Origin of the sequence: Shinella granuli, from assembly GCF_004341885.1 — a bacterium.
In the GTDB taxonomy this organism is placed as follows: domain Bacteria; phylum Pseudomonadota; class Alphaproteobacteria; order Rhizobiales; family Rhizobiaceae; genus Shinella; species Shinella granuli.
Map to the genome: position 1 here is coordinate 270,177 of NZ_SLVX01000006.1, position 20,362 is coordinate 290,538.

Genomic DNA, 20,362 nt, shown 5'->3' on the forward strand with positions numbered 1-20,362 from the left:
GGGGGCGGAGCCTGATCGCAGGGGTTACAGTATCGTGTTTGGAATGAATATCCGCCGCTTTCTCGGCATATCCCTTCTCGCCGTCATCGCCGGCTGCAATCAGACCGACAAGCCCGCCGATCTCGGCGTGACGAGCGACCCGTCGGGCGTGCAGACCGCCACCCAGCAGCAGACGGGCACCGCCGTCGTGCAGGGCTCGTGCCCGCAGGTCTATCTGCGTGACGGCACGGCCGTGCTGCGCCGCTACGCCAAGGGTGCCAAGGACGATCCGCAGAAGCTGCTCTATCAGGTCACGCTTGCCGACTCGACCCGCCAATGCGTGCTGAACCAGAGCCAGCTCGTCATGACCGTGATGGTGCAGGGCCGCGTGGTGCCGGGGCCGGCCGGCAGCGGCGGAACGGTCAACGTGCCGATCCGCGTCGCCGCCACGGACGGCAAGACGACGCTCTATTCCGAACTCGTCCAGTATGCCGTGAACACGGATGCCGGCCAGTTCATCTTCACCAAGGGCGATGTCGCGCTGCCCGGCGGCTTCACCAAGGTCTATGTCGGCTTCGACGAAGGGCCGTACAATACGAAGTGAGGAATTAGGCGATAGCCAATAGGCCGTAGGGGTTGACGCTGACTTCCAGCCTCGCGACGCAGGCCTACTGCCTACTGCCTACTGCCTCAAATCGCTTCCTGCCATTCCGCCAGCGCCGAGATAACCCCTGGCAGCTCGCTCATGCGCGAGATCACGGTCTCCGCGCCGGCTTCCGTCAGCCGGTCGGCATGGGAGGGGTAGGTGTGCGAGGCGCCGGTGAAGCCGACGACGCGCATGCCGGCAGCGCGCGCGCCGGCAATGCCATGCACCGAATCCTCGATGACCAGCGTGTTGGCCGGGTTCGCGCCGAACTGCTTGGCGCCGTGCAGGAAGATGTCCGGCTTCGGCTTGACGCGATCGGCGCCGAGGTCCTTGGCCGAATAGACATAGGGGCCGAAGACCTCCCGCAGGCCGACCTTCGAGAGCATCATGTCGAGGCGGTGCGCGGCGGAATTCGAGCAGATGCAGTAGGGCTTGCGGATGCGCGAGAGCATCAGCTTGACGCCGTCGATGACCTTCACCTCCTGGGCGAGCCGTGCATCGAGCAGCTTTTCCGACTTGTCGAGCAGCGATGCGGAGAGCGGGATGGCGGCCTCGCGCTCGACGGCAAGCAGGATGTTCTGCCAGGTCATGCCGGCAAAGCGCTCGCCCATCTCCTCGACGCCGATCGGGTAGCCCGCCTCGGTGAGGAGCCGGGATTCCACCTCGGCCGCGATGATTTCCGAATCGACCAGGACCCCGTCGCAGTCGAAGATGATGAGATCGAAACCGTCCATGACAAACCGTCTTTCAATGGCGCAATTGCCCGCAAGGGCGGGACGCGGGTGGGCGTCGGGAGTTGCGGATAGAACGAAGGGGCGGGATCGCCCGTGAAGCCGCGGTTTCCCTACACGAAAGGGCGCGCCGGGACAATTGCCGATTCCGGGCGTGAGCTATGCGGCGATTTGCGGGCAGGGGCAGCGGTCACTCCGGAAACAGCGCCAGGAACCGCCGCTCGCCCTCGGCGGTGAAGCGGATGGCGCGGCTGTCCTTTTCGCGCTTCGCCCAGCCATCGGCGATGAAACGGGCGAGCAGCGCCTCGCCGAGCGCGCCGGAAAGATGCGAGCGCCGCTCGCTCCAGTCGAGGCAGGTGCGGCAGAGGGGGCGGCGCTGGGTCTTCAGCGCGGCAAGGTCGATGCCGATGGCGGCGATGCGCGCTTCTCCGGCCGGTGTCAGCGCTGCCTCCTCGCCGTCGAGCGCCACGTCGCCGTCGGCCACCAGCCGGTCGAGCATGCGCACGCCGAAATCGCCGGCAAGATGGTTGTAGCAGACACGCGCCTTGCGCAGCGCCGGGTCCTTCGGGCCGGGGCGGGTGCGCATCAGCCCGCGGTTGGCCGCAAAGCCCATGATGTTTTCCAGCAGCAGCCCCACCTCGTCGTCGGCGAGCGCGAAATAGCGGTGCCGGCCCTGCTTGCGCTGGGCGATGAGCCCGCCGGCCTCCAGCCGGGAGAGATGGGTGCTGGCGGTCTGCAGCGTGACGCCGGCCGCGCCCGCAAGCTCGCTCGCCGTCAGCGCCTGCCCGCCCATCAGCGCGGTCAGCATGTTGGCGCGGGCGGGATCGCCGATCAGCGCGCCGATCTGGGAAATGTCGGGGCCTTCTTTCATACTTCGATGATAGTCGAAGCATTCGCGTCCGGCAATGTGGGAAAAGGGGGCATCGCAGACACGGGCAATTCCGGCAAGGGGATTGCGCCAAAACGAGGAGACGACGATGATCACCTGCTTCATCCGCTACCGGATCGACCCGTTCCGCAAGGACGCCTTCGCCGCCTATGCCCGCAACTGGGGCGAGGCGATCCCGCGCTGTGGCGCCGATCTCATCGGCTATTTCGCCCCGCACGAGGGCTCCGCCACCACCGCCTATGGCGTCTACAACATCGAAAGCCTCGCTGCCTACGAGGCCTATCGTGCCCGCCTCGCCGCCGACCCGCTCGGCCGGGAGAATTACGACTTCGCCCGCAGCGAGCGTTTCATCCTGAAGGAGGACCGCCTCTTCCTGAAGAACGTCTCGCTGCCGCATGCGCCGAAGGTGGCGTCATGATCGCCGTCATCTTCGAGGTGGTCCCGGCACCCGGCCGCATCGACCTCTATCTCGACACCGCCCGGGACCTGCGCCCGCTGCTCGACGACATCGACGGTTTCCTCTCGATCGAGCGCTTCCGCAGCCTCACCGACCCGACACGGCTCCTGTCGCTCTCCTTCTGGCGCGACGAGGCGGCGGTGACGGCCTGGCGGAACAGCGAGCAGCACCGTGCCGCGCAATCCCTCGGCCGGCACGGCGTCTTCGACAATTACCGGCTGCGCATCGCCAGCGTCGTCAGGGACTACGGCCTCAACGACCGCAACGAGGCACCGGAGGACAGCCGCACCTTTCATGCGGCATAGGGGAATTTGCGGGAAAGCCCACTCCGGCCTGCGGGCCCTCTCCGCCTTGCGGGCGGGGCGACATGAATGCGGCATCGCGCTTTTCTCCTTCTCCCCCGCGGGGAGAAGGTGGCCCGAAGGGTCGGATGAGGGGGTGGCTCGGACGGATCGGTTACGCCTTCGCCATCCCCCTCATCCGCCTGCCGGCACCTTCTCCCCGCGGGGGAGAAGGGGATGTGTGGCAACGGTTTCCTTCCATAGGCAATTGCCCTGCCCGCAAGGCGGAGAGGGCCGGCAGGCGGGGCCGGCTTTGCCCCGCTTCCGGCTTACTGCACCGTCACTTCCGAGCGCTCGCCGGCCTTCACCGTCGCCTTGGCCTCCTTGGGCGCGGTGTCGCCCTCGTATTTCACCGCCACGACATAGTCGCCGGGCGGCAGCGTGTCCTGCCATTCGGCGCCGTAATTGTAGGACATGGACGTCCGGTTGCCCTGGATGTCCTTCGTGGCGCTGAGGATCTCGATGAAGTTCGCGCCCGGTGCGGTGATCGCCAGCACGCCGGCATTGATGTTGACGGTGATTTCCTTCGTTTCCCCGGCCTTGATGGTGAAGGGGACCTCGCCCGTTGCCGAGCCGAGTTTTGCCGTCAGCACATGCTCGCCCGGCGGCACGTCCAGCTTCGTGCCGGTGCCGTAATTGTAGGCGATGCTCTTGCGGGTGCCGTCGATGTTCTTGTTTGCGGCGACGACCTCGAAGAAGACGTTGCCGGAATCGACCGCCGTCCCGCCCTCCGCATAGACCGCCTTGTTGAGCACGACGCCCGAGCCGATGACGAGGTCGCGCTCGACCGTCTCGCCCGCCTTGACGGGCACCGTCTGCGCGACGACCGACGGGCCGATCTTGCCGGTCAGCGTCACCTCGCCGGCGGCGGCATAGAACCTGGCCGTGCCGTAATAGGTGGTGGAATAGCCGCCGAAGGCGATCTCGACCGCCGCGTTCTCGTCGTCCTCGGCATCCTCGGGCGTGCGCTTGGGATGGATCGTCACATGGCCGGCGTCGAAATTGACGAAGGGCGTGGCGACCGCGCCGTCCTTCACCTCGAAGGGGACCTCCCGCTTGATCGCGCTCTGCAGCGTCGCCACGGCGACATACTTGCCCGGCGGGTAGTTGCCGGAGAACTTGCCCTTGTACTGGCTTTCCAGATGGTCGCCGGCCGGCTTGCCGCCCGCATCCGCCTTGTAGACCTGCCAGAACACGTTGTCGTTGTCGCCGAGCGAGGGGCCGCCCTCGGACAGGACGCTGTCGAACTCCGTGTTGAATTCGACGGCGGGCTCCGGCTCGGGCTCTGCCGCCGCGACCTCCTCGACCGGCTTTGCCATCGGCGCTTCGGCCACCGTCGCCGTCAGCGCCGCCACGAGCTGGGCGGCATCGGAGGCCTGGAAATAGGTGCCGCCGGTGTTCTCGGCAAGGCAGGCGACCTGCCGGCCTTCCTCCTCCGTCAGGCCGAAGCCCACGACATGGGTGGTGAAGTCGACGCCCTTGCTTTCGAGCGCCGAGGCGAGCGCGCAGGGATCGGCCTCGCAGGTCTCGAGCCCGTCCGTCACCAGCACGACGGTCGCCTTGTCCTCGGTATATTTGAGGATGTCGGCCGCCTGCTCGACGGATTGCGTGAGCGGCGTCCTGCCCTTGGGGCTGAGCCCCGAAACGAAGGAGGTGATCGCCTCCCCGGTGCCCGCGCCCGGCGGCACGGCCAGCTCGATGTCGCTGCACGAGCCCTTTTCGCGGTGGCCGTAGACCATCAGGCCGAGCTCGGTGCCGGCAGGCACGGATTTCAGCACCGTGCCCAGCGTCTCGCGGGCGATCTCGATCTTGCTGCGCCCGCCGATCTGGCCCCACATGGAGCCGGACGCGTCGAGCACGATCATCGTCTTGTCGGCGGCAATCGTCTCGGTGGCGGCAAGAAGCCCCGCCAGAAGCATGAAGGCGGCTTTCAAACGCACGTCTATCCTCCTCGTTTTCCCCGCAAACGCCAGCCGTCCACGCCGGCAAGGCTCAGCGATGCTGTTTCATGACGGGTGAGGCGGGGCGTCTATTCGATCTTGCCGACAAGCGTCTCGATCGCGGCGCGCAGGGCCGGCAGGTCGCGCATGACGACAGTCCAGAGCATGTCGAGCATGTCCTGGAGAACCGGTCCGACATCCCGCGCCATCAGAAGATGCGGATCGCCGATTGTTCGATCCGGTCCCTCAGCCGCGGATGCAGGCTGTCGCGCGTCGTCATGTCGACATCACCGCCGAATTCATCCTCCAGCAGCAGCTTGATGCGGGCAAGGTCGACCAGCGAGAAGGCGTTCCCGCTGTCGTGATCGATGAAAAGGTCGAGATCGCTCGATGGGCCGGCCTCGTTCCGCGCCACCGAACCGAAGAGATAGAGCGAGGTCGCACCGAGCGCCCGGACGGCATCGGCCTGCTGTTTCAGCCTCGTTATGGTTTCGCTCTTCGTCATGCCGGCATTCCAGCGCAGCCGCCGGAGCAACGCCATGCCCGGAAAATTTCCCGTAATCGTTCAAGGGCTTCAGTCTTTGGTAACCATCTTCGGTAACCATAAGCGCCAGTTCAGTTCCGAGTCAGCGTATCAGCGAGTATCCCATGCCATCTGTCCTTTCGCTTGCAGACGTCTCCCGTTCGCCCCGCAAGAGCGGCTGGCTCGACACGATCATCAAGGGGGACTGCGTCGCCGCGCTCGAAGCGCTGCCGGACCAGTCCGTCGACGTCATCTTCGCCGATCCGCCCTACAACCTCCAGCTCGGCGGCGCCTTGCATCGTCCGGACCAGAGCCTGGTCGATGCCTGCGACGACGACTGGGACCAGTTCGCCTCCTTCGAGGCCTATGACGCCTTCACCCGTGCCTGGCTGCTCGCCTGCCGCCGCGTGCTGAAGCCGTCGGGGACCATCTGGGTCATCGGCTCCTACCACAACATCTTCCGCGTCGGCGCGACCCTGCAGGATCTCAACTTCTGGATCCTCAACGACATCGTCTGGCGCAAGACGAACCCGATGCCGAACTTCAAGGGCCGTCGCTTCCAGAACGCGCACGAGACGATGATCTGGGCGACGCGCGACCCCAAGGCCAAGGGCTACACCTTCAACTACGACGCCATGAAGGCCGCCAATGACGACGTGCAGATGCGCTCGGACTGGCTGTTCCCGATCTGCAACGGCGGCGAGCGCCTGAAGGATGCCGACGGCAAGAAGGTGCATCCGACGCAGAAGCCGGAAGCGCTGCTCGCCCGCATCCTGATGGCCTCCTCCAGGCCCGGCGACGTGGTGCTCGACCCGTTCTTCGGCTCCGGCACGACCGGCGCGGTGGCCAAGCGCCTCGGCCGCCACTTCGTCGGCATCGAGCGCGAGCAGGTCTATATCGACGCCGCCCGCGAGCGCATCGAGGCGGTCGAGCCGCTCGGCAGCGGAACGCTCTCCGTCATGAGCGGCAAGAAGGCCGAGCCGCGCGTCGCCTTCAACACGCTGATCGAAAGCGGCCTGATCGCCCCCGGCACGGTATTGACCGATGCCCGCCGCCGCCACAGCGCCATCGTGCGCGCCGACGGCACGCTCGCCTCGGGCAACGATGCCGGATCGATCCACCGCGTCGGCGCGAGGGTGCAGGGGCTCGATGCCTGCAACGGCTGGACCTTCTGGCACTATGCCGACGGCGCCGAGCTGAAGCCGATCGACGCGCTGCGCGCCGTGGTGCGCGCCGGCATGGCCGGCCTCGAATAGGCCGGCAGACGCGCCACCCGTTTCTCCAGCCGCGGCCTCCGGTGTTCCCTGCACCGGGGGCTGTGGCTTTTTGGGGGCTTTTCGGGGCCGCTCCTCCCGAATTTCCGCCTGTGCGATTCAGGTGATGTTAACCATCAATGGCCTAGTGTGGCCTCGAAAGTACATCAGGCCAAGCAACGGAAATCGTTGCGGAAAGCCGAGGCCGATCAACCGGCCGGGCAGGCCGGATATCGCCTTTCCGGTTTTCGTACCTTCAGTCCCGGAAATGCGAAAACGCCCGGAGCCGCAAGGCTCCGGGCGTTTCGGTTTTCAGCGCCGTTCAGAGCGCGATGCCGTGCGCGGCAAGGTCGGCCTTGAGCTTTTCCGGATCGGTGAACTGCACCGCGTTCCAGCCGGCGAGCCGCGCGCCCTCGACATTGGCCGGGGCGTCGTCGATGAACAGCGTATGGGCCGGCGAGAGGCCGAAATCGCGCGTGTGCTTCTCGTAGATCGCAAGGTCCGGCTTGATGAGGCCGATCTCGCCGGACACCGTCACGCCGCGCGGCATGTCGAGGAAGGGGTAGAGTTTCCGCGCTTCCTTGAAGGTGTCGGCGGCGAAGTTGGTCAGCATGGTCACGTCACGGCCGTCGGCGATCAGCGCCTCCAGGATCGCGACGCTTTCCACATAGGCATGCGAGACCATCTCGTGCCAGTGCTTGCGGAAGGCGCGGATATGCTCGGCGCGGTCGGGATGCGCGTCGATCAGCAGTGCCTCGGCGTCCTCCCAGGCGCGGCCGCGGTCCTGTTCGAGGTTCCAGTCGTGGGTACAGACATTGGTGAAGAACCAGTTGCGCTCGGCATCGTCGGGAATGAGGCGGGCATAGGGAATGTGCGGATCGTAATGGATCAGCACCCTGCCGATGTCGAAGACGATGTGTCGGATGTCGATGCTGTTCATGCTTTCCTCGCTTGTGTCAGGCAGTAGGAATTAGGCAGTAGGCAGTCGGGAAAAGCAGAGCAGGCGGACGCCGGCCCGGTCACTTGTCTTCTCGACTGCCGCTCCTTTTCCCGACTGCCTACTGCCTAATTCCTATCGCCTCGAAAACGCATCCGGTATGGCCTGCCTTATCGCCTTCTTCATGACGGTCGGCAGCGCCTCGCCGTCGAGCGTTTCCTTCGCCTGCCACCATCCATCGCCGGCCTGCACATGGTGCGGCACCGTGGAGCGGTAGATGGAGAGGCGCAACTCGAAATGCGTGAAGACATGGGTGACGGTGCCGCAGGCCTGCCAGTCGGCGGCAAAGGGCGCGGCGGCAGGGCCGGTCTCGCCGTCGATGCGGGCCGTCCAGCCGCTGCCGGGCACTTCGGTCATGCCGCCGAGAAGGCCGGTTTCCCCGCGCTTGCGCAGGAAGATCGCGCCCGTCTCGTCCTCGGCGACGAAGGCGGCGCCGAGCCGCACGGGCTTCGCCTTCTTCGCGGCCTTGCGCGGATAAAGCTCCGGGTCCTCGCGCCCGAGCACGCGACAGGCGGCATTGAGCGGACAGAGCGCGCAGGCCGGCCGGCGCGGCGTGCAGATCGTTGCGCCGAGGTCCATCATCGCTTGCGCGAAATCGCCCGGCCGGTCCGCCGGCGTCATGGCGGCCACCAGCGCCCGCATCTCGGGCTTTGCCGCGGGCAGGGGCGTCTCGATGGCATGGAGGCGGGAGATGACGCGCTCGACATTGCCGTCCAGCACCGCGCTCCTGCGGTTGAAGGCGATGGCGGCGATCGCTGCGGCGGTATAGTCGCCGATGCCGGGCAGGGCCTTCAGCCCGTCCTCGCTGTCGGGAAACACCCCGCCATGCTCGAAGGCGACGGCTTCGGCGCATTTCTTGAGGTTGCGCGCGCGGGCATAGTAACCGAGGCCCGCCCAGGACTTCATCACGTCCTCCGTCTCGGCCCTCGCAAGGTCGGTGACCGTCGGCCAGCGGCTGGTGAAGAGCGCGAAATAGGCCTTGACCGCCTGCACCGTCGTCTGCTGCAGCATCACCTCGGAGAGCCAGATGCGGTAGGGATCGGGCCTTTCGCCGCGGGCCGCCATCGGCGGGCTCACCCGCCAGGGCAGGTCGCGGTGATGCCGGTCGTACCAGGCAAGAACGAGATCGGCGGGTGCCGCGATGCGGGGCGCTTGGGTCATGACTGGCCTGAACGGGGTCGATGCGACCCTTTGTGCGAAGGTAGTTCCGGACGCAAAACGCTCGCACATTTTTGCTGGAATTGCTCTATAACTGGCGAAGCAGGCGGCGATCTTCAAGTCGGTTTTTTCGCCACAACAGGAATATTTTCCCGATCGGGAGCGGATACGTGAATACCAGCAAGGCGCCCCGGCGCGGCCAGAGGCGCGGCATCGTCCAGATCAGCGAAGTGGCCAACGACCTCATCGATCCGGTGCTGGCCAAGCGCGCCGGCATCAACACCATGCTGCTCGGCTCGTGGGACGAGATCGCGGGGGCGGAATTTGCCGAATGCACGCGGCCGGAGCGCATCACCTGGCCGCGCCGCGCCTCCGAAATGACGGGCGAGGGCGGCGGTCACCAGCCGGGCGTGCTGACGATCGCCTGCGAGGGCGCCCGCGCGCTCTTCCTCAGCCACCAGCAGGGCGAGATCATCCAGCGCATCAACGGCTTCTTCGGCTTTCCGGCCGTGAGCCAGATGAAGATCGTGCAGAAGCCGGTGAGCCCGCATTCCAGCCGCCGCGCCAAGCCACGCCCGCTGACCGGCGAGGCCGCCCGCCATCTCGACGACCTCGTCGACGGCATCGAGGGGGATGCGCTGAAGGCGGCGCTGAAACGGCTCGGCACGGCGGTGCTCGGCCGGCGCCGATAGGGGACGGAAAGCCCCGCCCTTAACCATCGAACGGTCACAATTCTTTGAAGTTACTTGCCTTAACGCCGCTTGTTCCCGCCCCAAAGCAGGTATAACGGGGGTGCCCGGAGCAATTCCAGAAAAAGCGCAAGGCAGCTTTTTCTGGAATTGCGTCAATGGACCCGAGAATTCCCATCCCTTCCGACAGGAGAGACCATGTCCCTTTCCGAAATGAGCCTGATGAAGCGCCTTGCGACCGGCGTTGCCGTTGCGGCGCTCGCCGTGACGCTGGCTGCCTGCTCCGACGAGAAGAAGGAGGAGACCGCCAAGGCTCCCGAAACCAGCCAGACGACGACGGGCGAAAGCGCAAGCTCGACGCCGGCCACCTCCTCCGGAACGACGACCACCACGACGACCGAGACCGCCCAGGCACCGGCCGCCGAGGCGAAGTCCGTCGACGTGCCCACCGCCGACGGCGACGTCGACATGGCCGAGGTGATGAAGGAAGGCGCGCTGCCGGAAATGGCGCTCGGCGAGGCCAATGCCCCGGTCACCATCGTCGAATACATGTCGACGACCTGCCCGCATTGCGCCGCCTTCCACAACAACACCTTCGACGCGATCAAGGCCAAGTATGTCGACAGCGGCAAGGTCCGCTTCGTCATGCGCGAGTTCCCGTTCGATCCGCGCGCGGCCGCCGCCTTCATGCTGGCGCGCTGCAAGCCGCAGAACCCGGCCGAGCCTTCCGACGCCTCGCAGTATTTCCCGATGATCTCCATGCTCATGAAGCAGCAGGAAACCTGGGCCGCCGCGCAGGACGGCCGCGAGGCGCTGCTGCAGATGTCGAAACTCGCCGGTTTTACACAGGAGAGCTTCCAGGCCTGCTTGACGAACCAGAAGCTTCTGGATGATGTGAACGCGGTGCGCGAACGCGGCGCCAAGGAGTTCGGCGTCGCGGCGACGCCGACCTTCCTGATCAACGGCAAGCGTTATTCGGGGGACATGTCGGTTGACACCATGTCGGCCCTCATCGACAGCATGCTCTGATCCTTCGACCGGGTTTATGGCGGGCGACGGCGGAAGCCGTGTGCCCGCTTTCTGCTTTTTGGCTGATCGGGCTACACTGCCCCTCATCCCCCTGCCGGGACCTTCTCCCCGCAGGCGGGGAGAAGGAGGAAAACGGCGAGCCCATCGTTCCTCGCCCCGCTTGCGGGGAGAGGATGCCGGCAGGCAGGTGAGGGGCATCCTGCACCGCCATGAGTGGGCGTGTGTCGTCCATAGGTGTGCCGCATGAAGTTCACAAAACTCCGCCTCCTCGGCTTCAAGTCCTTCGTCGAGCCCACCGAGTTCATCATCGAGCGGGGCCTCACCGGCATCGTCGGGCCGAACGGCTGCGGCAAGTCGAACCTCGTCGAGGCGCTGCGCTGGGTGATGGGGGAGAATTCCTACAAGAACATGCGCGCGTCCGGCATGGACGACGTCATCTTCTCCGGCTCCGGCAACCGCCCGGCGCGCAACACCGCCGAAGTCGGCCTCTATCTCGACAATTCCGACCGCACGGCTCCCGCCGCCTTCAACGATCAGGACGAGATCCAGGTCTCGCGCCGCATCGAGCGCGAGAACGGCTCGATCTACCGCATCAACGGCAAGGAGGCGCGGGCGAAGGACGTGCAGCTCCTCTTTGCCGACGCCTCCACCGGCGCCCGCTCGCCCTCCATGGTCGGGCAGGGCCGCATCGGCGAACTCATCCAGGCAAAGCCGCAGGCCCGCCGCCAGTTGCTCGAAGAGGCGGCCGGCATTTCGGGCCTCCACTCCCGCCGCCACGAGGCGGAGCTGCGCCTGCGCGCCGCCGAGACCAATCTCGAACGGCTCGACGACGTCACTTCGCAGCTCGAAAGCCAGATCGAGAGCCTGAAGCGCCAGTCCCGCCAGGCGAACCGCTTCAAGGCGCTCTCCGCCGATATTCGCCGCCACGAGGCGATGCTGCTGCATATCCGCTGGGCGCAGGCCAAGGAGGCCGAGGCCGAGGCCGAAAGCCAGCTCAACCAGGCGACCTCGCTCGTCGCCGAGCGCGCCAACGCCCAGATGCAGGCCGCCAAGGAACAGGCCGTCGCCAGCCTGAAGCTGCCGGAGCTGCGCGAGAACGAGGCGAAGCTCGCCGCCGCGCTGCAGCGCCTGCAGATCGCCCGCGCGCAGCTCGAAGAGGATTCCGCCCGGCTGCTGCGCCGCCGCGACGAACTTACCCGCCGCCTCGCCCAGCTTGCCGAGGACATCTCCCGCGAGGAGCGCATGGTGGCCGACAATGCCGCCGTGCTGGAGCGCCTGACGGCGGAGGAGGAGGAGATCGGCGAGATCCTCGCCGAGGCCGACGAGCGCACCGTCGGCGCGCGCGAGACGATGGACGCGGCGGCGGCGAAACTGTCCGAGAGCGAAACGGCGCTTGCGGCCGTCACCGCCGAGCGCGCCGAAGCGCAGGCCTCGCGCAACCAGCTCGAAAAGGCGATCCGCGACCTTGCCGAACGCCACCTGCGCCTCGGTCAGCAGCATGCCGCCCAGGTCCGCGAGCTTGCGGAGATGGACGCGCGCATCGCCGCGCTGCCCGATCCGGAAGAGCGCCGCGCCGCCGTTTTGTCCGCCGAGGAGGCGCTGGACGCGGCCGGCGAGATGCTTGTCGCCGTCGAGGAGGCGCTGGAGGAGGCCCGATTTGCCGAATCCGCCCTGCGCGGCCCGGTCGATACCGCCCGCGCCCGCCTTGCCGGCATCGAGACCGAAGCCCGCACCATCCGGCGCATGCTGGAGGCCGGCAGCACGGGCGGTTCCTTCGCGCCCGTCGTGGAGGACGTCGATGTCGACCGCGGCTATGAGACGGCGCTCGGCGCGGCGCTCGGCGACGATCTCGATTCGCCGGCCGACAGTTCCGCCCCCGTGCACTGGCGCCTGTCCGGCGACGCATCCGGCGACGCGCCCCTGCCGCAGGGTATCACGGCGCTGATCGACCATGTCCGCGCGCCCGCCGTGCTCGCCCGCCGCCTTGCGCAGATCGGCATTGCCGGCAGCGTCGGGGAGGCGCTGTCCCTGCTGCCGCAGCTCAAGGCCGGCCAGCGGCTCGTCACCCGTGAAGGCGCGGTCTTCCGTTGGGACGGCCACGTCACCGGTGCCGATGCGCCGAGCGCCGCCGCGCTCCGCCTCGAACAGAAGAACCGCCTCGCCGAACTCGAAGCCGAGCTGGAGGAGGCCCGCACGGCGCTCGGCGATGCGGAAGCCGACCTTGCCCGCGCCGGCGACACCATCCGTGCGCAGACACAGCGCCAGCAGCAGGCGCGCGAGGCCCAGCGCGCCGCCACCCGGACCCTTGCGGAGGCGCGCGAAGGGCTGGAAGCGGCAGAACGGGCCGCCGGCGATCTCATCCGCCGCCGGGCCGTGCTCTCCGAAACCGGGGCGCAGATCGAGACGCAGGTGGAGGAGGCCGCCGTCTCGCTGGAGGATGCCCGCGCCGCGCTGGAAGAGGCGCCTGATCTTGCCGATCTCGACCTGCGCCTTCGCGCCCACACGATGGATGTCGCGACCGACCGCGCGACACTGGCCGAGGCGCGTGCCGCCCATGACGGCCTTGCTCGCGAAATGGCCGACCGCCGCCGCCGTCTGATGGCGATCTTAGCCGAGCGCGAGACATGGACGAGCCGCGCCGCCAATGCCGAAAATCACATCGCCACCCTGCGCGAGCGCCAGGCCGAAGCGCAGGAGGAAATGGAGGAGCTGGCCGAGGCGCCGGACGAGATCGAGGACAGGCGCCGCGAGCTCCTGACCGGCCTCAGCAATGCGGAAGCCGCCCGCCGCGAGGCGGCCGATGCCCTGCAGGAGGCCGAGAACCGCCAGCGCGAGGCCGATCACGCTGCCGCGACCGCGCTGTCGCAGCTCGCCGAATCGCGCGAAACCCGGGGGCGTGCGGAAGAACGCCTCGTCTCGGCCCGCGAGCGCCGCATCGAGGGCGAGGCGCGCATCCGCGAGGCGCTGAACTGCGCGCCGCACGAGGCGCTGCGGCTGACCGGCCACCCCCCAGACAGGCCGCTGCCCGATCCGCGCGAGCGCGAACGCGAGCTCGACCGGCTGAAGATGGAGCGCGAACGGCTCGGCGCCGTGAACCTGCGCGCCGAGGAGGAGCAGCGGGAGCTGACGGAAAAGCGCGACGCGCTCGTCGCCGAGCGCGAGGATATCATCGAGGCGGTCCGCAAGCTGCGCTCGGCGATCCAGAGCCTCAACCGCGAGGGCCGCGAGCGGCTGCTTGCCGCCTTCGACGTGGTCAACGTGCAGTTCCAGCGCCTGTTCACCCACCTTTTCGGCGGCGGCACGGCGGAACTTCAACTGATCGAGAGCGACGATCCGCTCGATGCGGGGCTCGAAATCCTCGCCCGCCCGCCGGGCAAGAAGCCGCAGACCATGACGCTGCTGTCCGGCGGCGAGCAGGCGCTGACGGCGATGGCCCTCATCTTCGCCGTCTTCCTCACCAATCCGGCGCCGATCTGCGTGCTCGACGAAGTCGATGCCCCGCTCGACGACCACAATGTCGAGCGCTACTGCAACCTGATGGACGAGATGGCGGCCTCCACCGAGACCCGCTTCGTCATCATCACCCACAACCCCATCACCATGGCCCGCATGAACCGCCTCTTCGGCGTCACCATGGCCGAACAGGGCGTCTCCCAGCTCGTCTCCGTCGACCTGCAGACGGCCGAGCAACTGCGCGAGGCGTCTTAACCGTTCCTCTTGGACGGTAGCGTAGCGGAACAAATCCCCCTCTCGCGCATTGAACAGCGCCTGCCGTTCCCGCAGGCATTCTTCGCAATTGGGGATCAAACGTGAGCAGAGACGCACTTTACATGATCATCGGCGCCCTCGTCGTCGTGGTGGCCGGGTTTTCCTATTATGCCTGGCAGGAAGAGAAGAAGCCTGACGGCGTCGAGATCCGTCTTGACCAGCAGGGGCTTTCCATCGAGGGGAATTGAAGCCGTTCGTTCCGCCGCAATTCCAGACGCAAAACCGCTTCGCGCTTTCGCTGGAATTGCTCAAGGCCGTGTTCCCGCAAGGGTCACGGCTTTTATTTGGCTCTCGTAATGTTGCAGTGCCGTCGCAAAATTGATGCATTGCAGCAAAAAACCCGTCATGCCGCGTTTTCAACAAGATGCAGTTCATGTAGATTGCGAGGACGCATATGGGGAGGCGTGCATGGAGAAGTGGGTCTATACCTTTGGGGGAGGCCGTGCCGAAGGCAGCGCGGGCGATCGCAACTTGCTGGGCGGCAAGGGCGCGAACCTTGCCGAAATGTGCAATCTCGGCCTGCCGGTGCCGCCCGGGCTCACCATCGTCACCTCCGCCTGCAACCACTATTACGACAACGGCCGCCGGCTGCCGGACGACCTGAAGGATCAGGTCCGCGCCGCGCTCCGCCAGATGGAGGCGATCACCGGCCGCCTCTTCGGCGACATGGCGAAGCCGCTCCTGCTCTCCGTGCGCTCCGGCGCGCGCGCCTCCATGCCCGGCATGATGGACACGGTCCTCAATCTCGGCCTCAACGACCGCACGGTCGAGGCGCTCGGCCATGATGCGGGCGATGCGCGTTTCGCCTGGGACAGCTACCGCCGCTTCATCCAGATGTATGGCGACGTCGTCATGGGGCTCGACCACGAGGTGTTCGAGGAGATCCTGGAGGACGAGAAGGGCCGGCTCGGGCACGAGCAGGATACCGAGCTCTCCGCCGTCGAATGGCAGCACGTCATCGCCCGCTACAAGGAGACGATCAGGGAGGAGCTGGGTGAGGAATTCCCGCAGGATCCGGAAGTCCAGCTCTGGGGCGCGATCGGCGCCGTCTTCGCGAGCTGGATGAATGCCCGCGCGGTGACCTATCGCACGCTGCACAGCATCCCCGCCGTCTGGGGCACGGCCGTCAACGTCCAGGCCATGGTCTTCGGCAATCTCGGCAATTCGTCCGCCACGGGCGTCGCCTTCACGCGCAATCCCTCGACGGGCGAGAACAAGCTCTACGGCGAGTTCCTCGTCAATGCGCAGGGCGAGGATGTCGTCGCCGGCATCCGCACGCCGCAGAACATCACCGAGGAGGCGCGCATCGCGTCGGGCTCCGACCGGCCGTCGCTGGAAAAGCTGATGCCGGAAGCCTTCGCCGAGTTCCGCGGCATCTGCGACCGGCTGGAACGGCACTACCGCGACATGCAGGACCTCGAATTCACCATCGAGCGCGGCAAGCTCTGGATGCTCCAGACCCGCTCGGGCAAGCGCACCGCCAAGGCGGCGCTGAAGATCGCCGTCGACATGGCGACGGAAGGGCTGATCAGCGAGGGCGAGGCCGTCGCGCGCATCGATCCCGCCTCGCTCGACCAGCTCCTGCACCCGACGATCGATCCGCGCGCGCGGCGCGATGTCATCGGCTCCGGCCTGCCGGCCTCGCCGGGAGCGGCGACGGGCGCGATCGTCTTCACCTCGGAAGACGCCGTGCAGGCGCAGGAGGAGGGGCGCAAGGTCATCCTCGTGCGCATCGAGACCAGTCCGGAAGACATCCACGGCATGCACGCCGCCGAAGGCATCCTGACCACCCGCGGCGGCATGACCAGCCATGCGGCGGTGGTCGCCCGCGGTATGGGCACGCCTTGCGTTTCCGGCGCGGGCACGCTGCGCGTCGATTTGCGCAACGAACTCCTCATCGCCCATGGCGTGACGCTGAAGAAGGGCGACGTCATCACCATCGACGGCTCCTCCGGCCAGGTGCTGAAGGGCGAGATCCCCATGCTCCAGCCGGAACTGTCGGGCGATTTCGGCCGCATCATGGAATGGGCGGACCGCACGCGGCGCATGAAGGTGCGCACCAATGCCGAGACGCCGGCGGACGCGCGCGCCGCGCGCTCCTTCGGCGCGGAAGGCATCGGCCTCTGCCGCACCGAGCACATGTTCTTCGAAGGCAGCCGCATCAATGTGATGCGCGAGATGATTCTCGCGGAAGATGAAGCCGGCCGCCGCGCCTCGCTGGCAAAGCTCCTGCCGATGCAGCGCTCGGATTTCGCCGAGCTCTTCGAGATCATGCACGGCCTGCCGGTGACGATCCGCCTGCTCGATCCGCCGCTGCACGAATTCCTGCCGAAGAGCGACGAGGAGATCGCCGAGGTGGCCGCTGCCCTTGCCATCGAGGAGGCGGCGCTGCGCCGGCGCGTCGATACGCTGCACGAATTCAACCCCATGCTCGGCCATCGCGGCTGCCGCCTCGCCATCTCCTATCCGGAGATCGCCGAAATGCAGGCCCGCGCCATCTTCGAGGCCGCAGCCGAGGCAGCGAAGACGACGGGTGCGGCCGTCGAGCCCGAGATCATGGTGCCGCTGGTCGGCTTGAAGGCGGAGCTGGACTATGTGAAGGCCCGCATCGAGGCCGTCGCCAAGGCGGTGATCGCGGAAACCGGCGTTGCCATCAACTATCTCGTCGGCACGATGATCGAGCTGCCGCGCGCGGCGCTGCGCGCCCATGTCATTGCCGAATCGGCCGAGTTCTTCTCCTTCGGCACCAACGACCTGACGCAGACCACCTTCGGCATTTCGCGCGACGACGCCTCGGCGTTCCTGTCGACCTATATCCAGAAGGGCATCATCGAGCAGGATCCGTTCGTCCAGCTCGATTTCGACGGGGTGGGGGAACTCATCCGCATCGCCGCCGAGCGTGGCCGGCGCACCCGCAACGACCTGAAGCTCGGCATCTGCGGCGAACATGGCGGCGATCCGGCCTCGATCCATTTCTGCGAGGAGGCGGGTCTCGACTACGTCTCCTGCTCGCCCTTCCGCGTGCCGATCGCCCGGCTCGCGGCAGCGCAGGCGGCGTTCAACGGCAAGGCCTGAGGCCTCCTGATTCTATTCCGGCAGGAGTGCGGAGCGGAAATGCCCTAGCGCCGCCGGACCGGCACATAGACATAGGTCGGCCGGTCCCACATCGGCGATTGCAGGCGTGCCGCGCGGAAATCGGCGCGCCGGTCGAGGTCGATGCGCTGCAGGCATTCGGCGAACGCGTCCGTCCCCGCGCGAAAACCGTAGGACCGGCATCTGGCCTCGTCATTGGCGCGCACCTCGGCGGCCGTCTGGCAGCCGGCGAGGAAGAGGGTGGTGGCGGCAAGGGCGGCGAAACGAACGAGCATCTTCGACATGCGGGCTCCGGCGAACTGTTGCGCGCCATGAATAGGCCCGGCGACGCGCCGCGGCAAGACCTCATCAGATGCGTTGCAGCACGTCCACGAAAGCGTCGGCGAAACGCTTGAGGTCCTTCATCGTCTCGTCGGGCGTTTCCACGCGGATGGCCGCGCCCTCGGCGTCGAGCAGCGCGAAGACCACGGCAAGCGCGCCCTCCTCGCCCTGCGGCACGCGCAGCGCCGCGATACGCCGGCAATCCTCGGCAAGGCCCGAGGCGGGCAGGTCGAAGAGGAAATCGCCGCCGACCTGGTCGGCAGCCATGCGCACGGCATCGGCAAAGTCCGCTTCGTCGCCGGAAAAGCCGTCGAGCGAGAGTTCGAGTTCCAGAAGCTCCAGGGGGAGGGCGGGTTCGCCCGCGGGCGTGGCGATAGCGGTGTCGGCGGCCGTCTGCGTCGGCAACATCATCTTGCTCCTTGGTCTACCCCCGTTCGTAAACCGTCGTTAACGAGCGTGGCGAATTTGCGGCACACAAGGATTTTTGCGCGATGGGAACGCCCTGTCCCCAGCCAGAACGCCGCATCCGCTCCGTCGGAAACGGCGGCGTTGAGGTTTCCGTAAAACCTGAGGCCCCTCCCGCAATGTCTTAAAACGATTCCGGTTTCGGCAAATTTGCAGTAGGAAAAGGGCGCGGCATCAAGCGCCGCGGACGCATCCGGTGAGGCCATGGCAATCACGATCCAGTACGAACGGCCCGTTTCCCATGCGGCGCACTGGGCGCGGCGCATGGCGCTGTTCTCCTGCCTGCTGTTCGTCGCCGCCGTGCTGTCGCACCGCTTCGGCCCGCTGACCACGCCGCATTTCCTAGCGCTGGCCGGCTTTGCCGCGGTCGTGGCGGGGGTGGCCGTGCTGCTGGCGGCCATCGGCCTTGCGCGGCTCTGGCATGTCGGCGCGCGCGGCGGAAAGGCGGCGCTGACGGCGCTGCTGCTCTGCCTGCTGCCGCTCGGCTTCACCGGTGCTGCGGCCTATGCCTATTTCTACAAGCCGGCGCTCTATGACGTGACGACGGATACGGCCGCTGCCCCGCCCTGGCTTGCCGAGCCCGCCGCCGCGCAGGACTGGCTGCCGCGCATCGGGCCGGTCGGGGCGCGTGACCGCGCCGTGCAGCTTGCGGCCTATCCCGGCCTTTCGGGCCGGCGCTACGACGGCGCGCTCGATCGCGTCTACCAGGGCGTGCGCAAGGTCGCCGCCGCCTATGGCATCGCCATCACCGCCGAGGACGGGCTCGACAACATCCTCGCCGACCTCGAGGACCTCGTCGTCGATCCGGCCAGGGTGGCGCAAAGCCAGGAAGCGCTGGGCGACGTGCCGATCCCCGAGGCGCGCCCGCTCGAGACGCCGCTCATTCCCCGCATCGGCGGCCCGGGCGACGTGCTGCTGCAGGGCGAATGGCGCTCGCCGCTCTTCGGTTTCCGCTTCGACGTGGTCATCCGCCTGCGCGAGGAGGCGGAGACGACGCTCGTCGACATGCGCGCCGCGTCGCGCTACGGGCCGCACGATCTCGGCTTCGGCGCGGCGCTGGTCGAAGGCTACCTGAAGGCGCTCGATGCGGAGTTGCTGGGCATTGCCGGCGATTGACGTTTTCGGCGTTTTCGCGCGTCGAGGGCTCAAAGGCCGGGCGCGGGGAAGTAGAGTCCCTTCAGCGCGGGCGGGCCCTCGGTCACCACCTCGCCGCGCGCGACGAGGTCTTCCAGATGCGCCAGCACCGAAAGCGCCGCCGCGCCATGCAGGCGCGGGTCCGTCTCGCGGTAGATGACCTTCACCATGCCGGCGATCAGCCGGTCGCCGGCGCGCACGCGTTCGCGCACCGCCCGTTCGCGCATGCGCCGGTGGGTCCTGAGGCCGCGCAGGAACGCCGCCGGCTCGGTGACCGGCCCGCCATGGCCGGGCAGGTAGAGCCGGTCATCGCGCTCCAGAAGCCGGTCGAGCGAGGCCATGTAGTCCGCCATGGCGCCATCGGGCGGGGCGACGATGGTCGTCGCCCAGGCCATGACGTGGTCGGCGGAAAAGACGATGCCCTCCGGCCCGTCGAGCGCGAAGGCGGCGTGGTTGGCGGTGTGGCCCGGGGTGAGCAGCGCCGTCAGCGCCCAGCCGTCGCCCGCCACGCTCTCGCCGTGGCCGAGCGCGATATCGGGCACGAAGTCCACGTCCGAGCTTTCCGCGAAAGGATTGCTTTCGCCGGCATGCAGCGGCCGCGCCGCCCGGTGCGGCCCCTCCGCGACGATGATCGCGCCCGTCTCCGCCTTCAGCCGGCGGGCGAGCGGCGAGTGGTCGCGGTGGGTGTGGCTGACGGCGATATGGGTCACCTCGCGCCCGGCGAGCGCCCGCATCAGCGCCGCGAAATGCGCCTCGTCCTGCGGGCCGGGGTCGATCACCGCCACCGAACGGTCGCCGACGATATAGCTGTTCGTGCCGTGGAAGGTGAAAGGCCCCGGATTGTTGACGGTGATGCGCTGCACGCGCGGGGCCACCGGCACGGCCTCGCCATGGGCGGGCTTGAATTCGAGGTTGAACTGCGGGGCTTCCCGTCCGGCGTCGCTCACGG

At 67.4% G+C, this 20,362-nt stretch carries 19 protein-coding genes; 10 read left to right on the forward strand and 9 right to left on the reverse strand.

What is annotated here, in order from left to right; all coding sequences use genetic code 11:
• The first annotated feature begins 34 nt into the window (after positions 1 to 34).
• On the forward strand, positions 35 to 583 hold the full coding sequence (locus EV665_RS12940; RefSeq protein WP_380685495.1) for a hypothetical protein: 549 nt from the start codon (positions 35 to 37) through the stop codon (positions 581 to 583).
• Between the two features lie 86 nt (positions 584 to 669).
• On the opposite strand, the gene EV665_RS12945 is transcribed toward EV665_RS12940, so the two are convergent.
• Positions 670 to 1,359: an HAD family hydrolase gene (locus tag EV665_RS12945; protein WP_064329319.1), complete on the reverse strand. Its 690-nt coding sequence runs from the start codon at positions 1,357 to 1,359 to the stop codon at positions 670 to 672.
• A gap of 187 nt (positions 1,360 to 1,546) precedes the next feature.
• Positions 1,547 to 2,227 carry an ArsR/SmtB family transcription factor gene (locus EV665_RS12950; protein ID WP_133034412.1) on the reverse strand — a complete coding sequence of 227 codons (681 nt, stop codon included), beginning with the start codon at positions 2,225 to 2,227 and terminating at the stop codon, positions 1,547 to 1,549.
• A 106-nt stretch (positions 2,228 to 2,333) separates the two neighbouring features.
• On the opposite strand from EV665_RS12950, the gene EV665_RS12955 reads away from it, so the two are divergent.
• Both EV665_RS12955 and EV665_RS12960 read left to right on the forward strand, forming a co-directional pair.
• Entirely contained in the window at positions 2,334 to 2,663 is a 330-nt protein-coding gene (locus tag EV665_RS12955) for an NIPSNAP family protein (protein WP_064329320.1), read from the forward strand.
• The gene (locus EV665_RS12960; RefSeq protein ID WP_133034413.1) at positions 2,660 to 3,007 is read left to right on the forward strand and encodes an antibiotic biosynthesis monooxygenase family protein; all 348 of its coding nucleotides are present in this window, start codon (positions 2,660 to 2,662) and stop codon (positions 3,005 to 3,007) included. The genes EV665_RS12955 and EV665_RS12960 overlap by 4 nt, the downstream gene beginning before the upstream one ends.
• Positions 3,008 to 3,312: 305 nt before the next feature.
• On the opposite strand, the gene EV665_RS12965 is transcribed toward EV665_RS12960, so the two are convergent.
• Positions 3,313 to 4,983: a vWA domain-containing protein gene (locus EV665_RS12965; protein WP_245507706.1), complete on the reverse strand. Its 1,671-nt coding sequence runs from the start codon at positions 4,981 to 4,983 to the stop codon at positions 3,313 to 3,315.
• Positions 4,984 to 5,191: 208 nt separating this feature from the next.
• On the reverse strand, positions 5,192 to 5,488 hold the full coding sequence (locus EV665_RS12970) for a nucleotidyltransferase family protein (protein WP_133034441.1): 297 nt from the start codon (positions 5,486 to 5,488) through the stop codon (positions 5,192 to 5,194).
• Between the two features lie 143 nt (positions 5,489 to 5,631).
• On the opposite strand from EV665_RS12970, the gene EV665_RS12975 reads away from it, so the two are divergent.
• Entirely contained in the window at positions 5,632 to 6,762 is a 1,131-nt protein-coding gene (locus EV665_RS12975; protein ID WP_064329322.1) for a site-specific DNA-methyltransferase, read from the forward strand.
• 319 nt (positions 6,763 to 7,081) lie between these two features.
• On the opposite strand, the gene EV665_RS12980 is transcribed toward EV665_RS12975, so the two are convergent.
• Both EV665_RS12980 and mutY read right to left on the reverse strand, forming a co-directional pair.
• A complete protein-coding gene (locus tag EV665_RS12980; RefSeq protein ID WP_064329323.1) occupies positions 7,082 to 7,699 on the reverse strand; it encodes an HAD family hydrolase in 618 nt (205 codons plus the stop codon).
• 132 nt (positions 7,700 to 7,831) lie between these two features.
• On the reverse strand, positions 7,832 to 8,917 hold the full coding sequence (gene mutY, locus EV665_RS12985; RefSeq protein ID WP_133034414.1) for an A/G-specific adenine glycosylase: 1,086 nt from the start codon (positions 8,915 to 8,917) through the stop codon (positions 7,832 to 7,834).
• Between the two features lie 167 nt (positions 8,918 to 9,084).
• Here mutY and EV665_RS12990 point away from each other — a divergent pair, with 167 nt between their 5' ends.
• From EV665_RS12990 to ppdK, 5 genes are all read left to right on the forward strand, one after another.
• Positions 9,085 to 9,606, forward strand: coding sequence for a DUF721 domain-containing protein (locus EV665_RS12990; protein WP_133034415.1), 522 nt, complete (start codon positions 9,085 to 9,087; stop codon positions 9,604 to 9,606).
• Between the two features lie 195 nt (positions 9,607 to 9,801).
• Positions 9,802 to 10,632: a DsbA family protein gene (locus EV665_RS12995; protein WP_133034416.1), complete on the forward strand. Its 831-nt coding sequence runs from the start codon at positions 9,802 to 9,804 to the stop codon at positions 10,630 to 10,632.
• 243 nt (positions 10,633 to 10,875) lie between these two features.
• Positions 10,876 to 14,340 (forward strand): chromosome segregation protein SMC, encoded by a 3,465-nt coding sequence (smc, locus tag EV665_RS13000; protein WP_133034417.1) that lies wholly within the window; start codon positions 10,876 to 10,878, stop codon positions 14,338 to 14,340.
• A 101-nt stretch (positions 14,341 to 14,441) separates the two neighbouring features.
• The gene (locus EV665_RS32315; protein WP_162853048.1) at positions 14,442 to 14,588 is read left to right on the forward strand and encodes a hypothetical protein; all 147 of its coding nucleotides are present in this window, start codon (positions 14,442 to 14,444) and stop codon (positions 14,586 to 14,588) included.
• A gap of 220 nt (positions 14,589 to 14,808) precedes the next feature.
• Positions 14,809 to 17,475, forward strand: a complete 2,667-nt coding sequence (gene ppdK, locus EV665_RS13005) for a pyruvate, phosphate dikinase (RefSeq protein ID WP_133034418.1) — start codon at positions 14,809 to 14,811, stop codon at positions 17,473 to 17,475.
• 44 nt (positions 17,476 to 17,519) lie between these two features.
• Here ppdK and EV665_RS13010 read toward each other — a convergent pair whose 3' ends face one another.
• Positions 17,520 to 17,777 (reverse strand): hypothetical protein, encoded by a 258-nt coding sequence (locus EV665_RS13010; protein WP_064329328.1) that lies wholly within the window; start codon positions 17,775 to 17,777, stop codon positions 17,520 to 17,522.
• 64 nt (positions 17,778 to 17,841) lie between these two features.
• Positions 17,842 to 18,225, reverse strand: coding sequence for a hypothetical protein (locus tag EV665_RS13015; RefSeq protein WP_133034419.1), 384 nt, complete (start codon positions 18,223 to 18,225; stop codon positions 17,842 to 17,844).
• 264 nt (positions 18,226 to 18,489) lie between these two features.
• On the opposite strand from EV665_RS13015, the gene EV665_RS13020 reads away from it, so the two are divergent.
• A complete protein-coding gene (locus EV665_RS13020) occupies positions 18,490 to 19,395 on the forward strand; it encodes a DUF1499 domain-containing protein (RefSeq protein ID WP_064332433.1) in 906 nt (301 codons plus the stop codon).
• 29 nt (positions 19,396 to 19,424) lie between these two features.
• Here EV665_RS13020 and EV665_RS13025 read toward each other — a convergent pair whose 3' ends face one another.
• Positions 19,425 to 20,360, reverse strand: coding sequence for an MBL fold metallo-hydrolase (locus EV665_RS13025; RefSeq protein ID WP_133034420.1), 936 nt, complete (start codon positions 20,358 to 20,360; stop codon positions 19,425 to 19,427).
• Positions 20,361 to 20,362 lie beyond the last annotated feature (2 nt).

Coding starts and splice junctions, on each gene's coding strand:
- EV665_RS12975 (WP_064329322.1), top strand. CDS start 5,632: ATGCCATCTGTCCTTTCGCTTGCAGACGTCTCCCGTTCGCCCCGCAAG.
- ppdK (WP_133034418.1), top strand. CDS start 14,809: ATGGAGAAGTGGGTCTATACCTTTGGGGGAGGCCGTGCCGAAGGCAGC.
- EV665_RS13010 (WP_064329328.1), bottom strand. CDS start 17,777: ATGTCGAAGATGCTCGTTCGTTTCGCCGCCCTTGCCGCCACCACCCTC.
- EV665_RS12980 (WP_064329323.1), bottom strand. CDS start 7,699: ATGAACAGCATCGACATCCGACACATCGTCTTCGACATCGGCAGGGTG.
- EV665_RS12955 (WP_064329320.1), top strand. CDS start 2,334: ATGATCACCTGCTTCATCCGCTACCGGATCGACCCGTTCCGCAAGGAC.
- EV665_RS12960 (WP_133034413.1), top strand. CDS start 2,660: ATGATCGCCGTCATCTTCGAGGTGGTCCCGGCACCCGGCCGCATCGAC.
- EV665_RS13015 (WP_133034419.1), bottom strand. CDS start 18,225: ATGATGTTGCCGACGCAGACGGCCGCCGACACCGCTATCGCCACGCCC.
- EV665_RS12970 (WP_133034441.1), bottom strand. CDS start 5,488: ATGACGAAGAGCGAAACCATAACGAGGCTGAAACAGCAGGCCGATGCC.
- smc (WP_133034417.1), top strand. CDS start 10,876: ATGAAGTTCACAAAACTCCGCCTCCTCGGCTTCAAGTCCTTCGTCGAG.
- EV665_RS12945 (WP_064329319.1), bottom strand. CDS start 1,359: ATGGACGGTTTCGATCTCATCATCTTCGACTGCGACGGGGTCCTGGTC.
- mutY (WP_133034414.1), bottom strand. CDS start 8,917: ATGACCCAAGCGCCCCGCATCGCGGCACCCGCCGATCTCGTTCTTGCC.
- EV665_RS12950 (WP_133034412.1), bottom strand. CDS start 2,227: ATGAAAGAAGGCCCCGACATTTCCCAGATCGGCGCGCTGATCGGCGAT.
- EV665_RS12995 (WP_133034416.1), top strand. CDS start 9,802: ATGTCCCTTTCCGAAATGAGCCTGATGAAGCGCCTTGCGACCGGCGTT.